General features: G+C 26.8%; 2 protein-coding genes and 2 tRNA genes. All 4 read left to right on the plus strand.

The window, feature by feature from the left end; all coding sequences use genetic code 11:
* Positions 1–85 precede the first annotated feature (85 nt).
* Positions 86–160 (plus strand) — tRNA-Gly (locus KGF52_RS20600).
* 9 nt (positions 161–169) lie between these two features.
* Positions 170–243 (plus strand) — tRNA-Arg (locus KGF52_RS20605).
* Between the two features lie 930 nt (positions 244–1,173).
* A complete protein-coding gene (cdaA, locus tag KGF52_RS20610) occupies positions 1,174–2,013 on the plus strand; it encodes a diadenylate cyclase CdaA (protein ID WP_227434523.1) in 840 nt (279 codons plus the stop codon).
* Positions 2,010–3,194, plus strand: a complete 1,185-nt coding sequence (locus KGF52_RS20615) for a CdaR family protein (RefSeq protein ID WP_227841462.1) — start codon at positions 2,010–2,012, stop codon at positions 3,192–3,194. The genes cdaA and KGF52_RS20615 overlap by 4 nt, the downstream gene beginning before the upstream one ends.
* The last annotated feature ends 140 nt before the right edge of the window (positions 3,195–3,334 follow it).

Raw genomic sequence — 3,334 nt, forward strand, 5'->3', positions numbered from 1 at the left:
CCTGGTAGTTCAGTTGGTTAGAATGCCAGCCTGTCACGCTGGAGGTCGAGGGTTCGAACCCCTTCCAGGTCGCCAAATTAAATAAGCGGGAATAGTTCAGTGGTAGAGCGCAACCTTGCCAAGGTTGAAGTCGCGAGTTCGAATCTCGTTTCCCGCTCCATAATAATTTGGGTGCATAGCTCAGCTGGATAGAGCAACGCCCTTCTAAGGCGTGTGTCCGGGGTTCGAATCCCTGTGCGCTCATTAAGAAAAGTTTACTATATTTATAGTAAACTTTTATATTGTTTAAAAAGACACAGGATACATGCATGTCACCTGTGTCTTTTTATTTATAAATATCAAATTATATAAGAGTTACATTATATTCATTAATATTGTAATCATATTAATGGTAATGTATAATAGTCTACAAGAAGTTTATAGAAAGATTTATTGCATAGACTTAATTATTAGTAAATAGGCTCATATACATTATACTGTATACTTTATAGTACTGAGACATTAGAATACTATTTAAATTCATAAATTAATTTCTTATACTGAAAAAGAACGATGAAATATATTATGAAATACTAGATATTCTAAGTGCTTGATAATATGGTGTTTGTAGATTGTATTAAATGAATTGTTATACTTATAAGTAATATATGTATGACTTTGAAAATAGATAAGCTGTTTTAATTATTTTTATTATAAAAGATAATTTCTAGAAAAGATACATAATAAGATATTAATAGAAGTTGATATAAATTATTTATAAGGGAAATTATTGGTATAAGATAAAAATAATATTACCAATATAATATTAATAAAAATAATGTTACAATTTTATATAATTAATAAATAGATTATTAAATTTATTGTAGTGAACATATATTGAAAGATAATATGTATTTTGAAATAGATTTTATAGTATAAAATTGCATCAAGGCGCGAGTACTATTTTGTATTCGCGCCTTGATGATTTGAATTATTTAAACTAGATTTAACTTTAATAGAAAATATATATTTTATGAGCAATATTTTTAATGTATTTAGAGATTATTTAACAATCTCAATCTATAAAAATAGAATTATTTACACAAAAGTTAAATAGTTTGTATAGAGTTAGATTTATATAGTATAATACATAGTGTAAATAATTAAGAAGTTATCGAACAGGAGGATAAAACTGTGTTAGATATAAATTCTTTTTTAAATGAATTTTTTAATATAATATTAAGAATGAGTATATATGATTTAATTGACATATCCATAGTAGCATATATTTTTTACAAAATATTTATGTTTATAAAAGACACAAGAGCAGAACAAGTATTTAAAGGTATAATATTTCTTTTGCTAGCAACTCAACTTAGTAACACTTTTAAATTGCATACCGTTTATTGGATATCTCTTAAGGCGCTGGATTATGGAGTTATAGCAGCTCTTATAATTTTTCAGCCAGAATTTAGAGCAGGACTTGAACATATAGGAAGAGCGAAGTTTAATTTATTTGGAAAAAATGTAAATACTTCAGAAGAAACTCTTAATAGAACTATAGAAGAGATTGTAGAAGCTTTATATTCACTTTCTAGACAAAAAATAGGAGCTCTTATCATAATGGAGAGAGAAACCAGAATAAGTGATATAATAAATACAGGAACTATAATTGATGCCGAAATTTCTAGGCAATTATTGATAAATATATTTATACCAAATACACCATTACATGATGGAGCTGTTGTAATTAGGGATTCTAAGGTAAAGGCTGCTGCATGTTTCTTGCCGTTGACAGAGAGTAAGGACTTAAGCAAAGATTTAGGTACTAGACATAGAGCTGGAATAGGTGTAAGTGAAGTCTCTGACTGTATAACGCTGATTGTATCAGAGGAAACTGGAGGCGTATCAATTGCTAAAGCTGGTAAGTTATATAGAGATATTTCTAGAGAAAGAATGATGAATATATTACGTAGTAATCTAAAAACGAATACAGAAACAAGAAGTTTTTTCAAAGGTGGTATATTTAAATGATAAATAGACTAAAAAATAATACCAAAATAAAAATAATATCATTTTTAAGTGCAATTGCTTTATGGATGTATGTTATGGCTGTAGTTGACCCTGAAGAAACTAGAGGGTTTGAAGATATACCTGTATCTATAAGTAATATGAGTGATTTAAATGATAAAAATCTTGTTATATATCCAGACGAAAAATTAACAGCAGATGTGTATATAAAAGGTAGTTTATCAAAGGTACAAAAAGTTAAAAAAGAGGATATACATGTGTATGGAACTGTTGAAGACCCAATACAAGGTAAGAAGGAAGTATATTTAAAAGCAAATATTCCTCAAGGTGTTACTTTAGAATTTAAGCATGATGTTTTAATAGTAAATCTTGAGAAAAATATAAAAGAAAAAAGAGATATAAAGGTAGAAGTAAGTGGGAATTCAAAAAGAAATATAGATAATATTGAATTAAGTAAAAATTATGTCGATATATCGGGTCCGATGAGTTTAGTTAAAGAAGTTAAAAGTGTAAGAGCTAATCTAAATGTCGGCAACGAGACAGAAGATTTCTCTAAAAAATTGGATTTAATACCTTTAAATAGTGATGGAACTAAGGTTGAAGGTGTGACATTAAGTTCAAGTTCTGTAACAGCAAGTGTAGAATTATTAAAAGAAAAAACTGTACCAATAAGAGTAGATTTAAAGGATAATAATCAAGATAATAATACATTGAAAAATTATAAATTAAGTAAAGATGAAGTTACAATAAAAGGTAAAAAAGAAAATATAGACAAAATAAATTATATTAAGACAAAACCTATTGATTTAGTTGATTTAGCTAATGGAGAAGAAAAAGAGGTGAGTCTAGAGATTCCAGAAGGAATAACTATTGATGATACCTCTATAACTATAAAGCTAAATGAAACAAAACAATTAAGTGCTGAGTTTGTATATAGTCCAGAAGATATTATGTTAAGAAATATTCCAGCAAATATGGACAATCCAAGTATAATTTCTACTGGAGATATTCAAGTTGTTGTAGAATCAACAGAAGATTTAAGTAAGCTAAATAAAAAAGATATTTCGTTATATATCGATTTATCAGAAGCACCTACTGAAAATGATAAATATAAAATAAAATATGAAACAACATATCAATTTAAAAAAATAAATATAGAACCTAATATTGTTGAAGTGGAATGAACAAATATTTTGAATATTTAGTTGTTACAAGATGCGACAAAAAAATCTATAAAATTAAGTTTGTTAATTTTATGTTTTTGTTGCATCTTGTTTATTTTAGTTATATTATAAAATAAGGACAATGAGATATTTGTTAAATC

Origin of the sequence: Clostridioides sp. ZZV15-6597, assembly GCF_020657815.1 — a bacterium.
GTDB lineage: Bacteria > Bacillota > Clostridia > Peptostreptococcales > Peptostreptococcaceae > Clostridioides.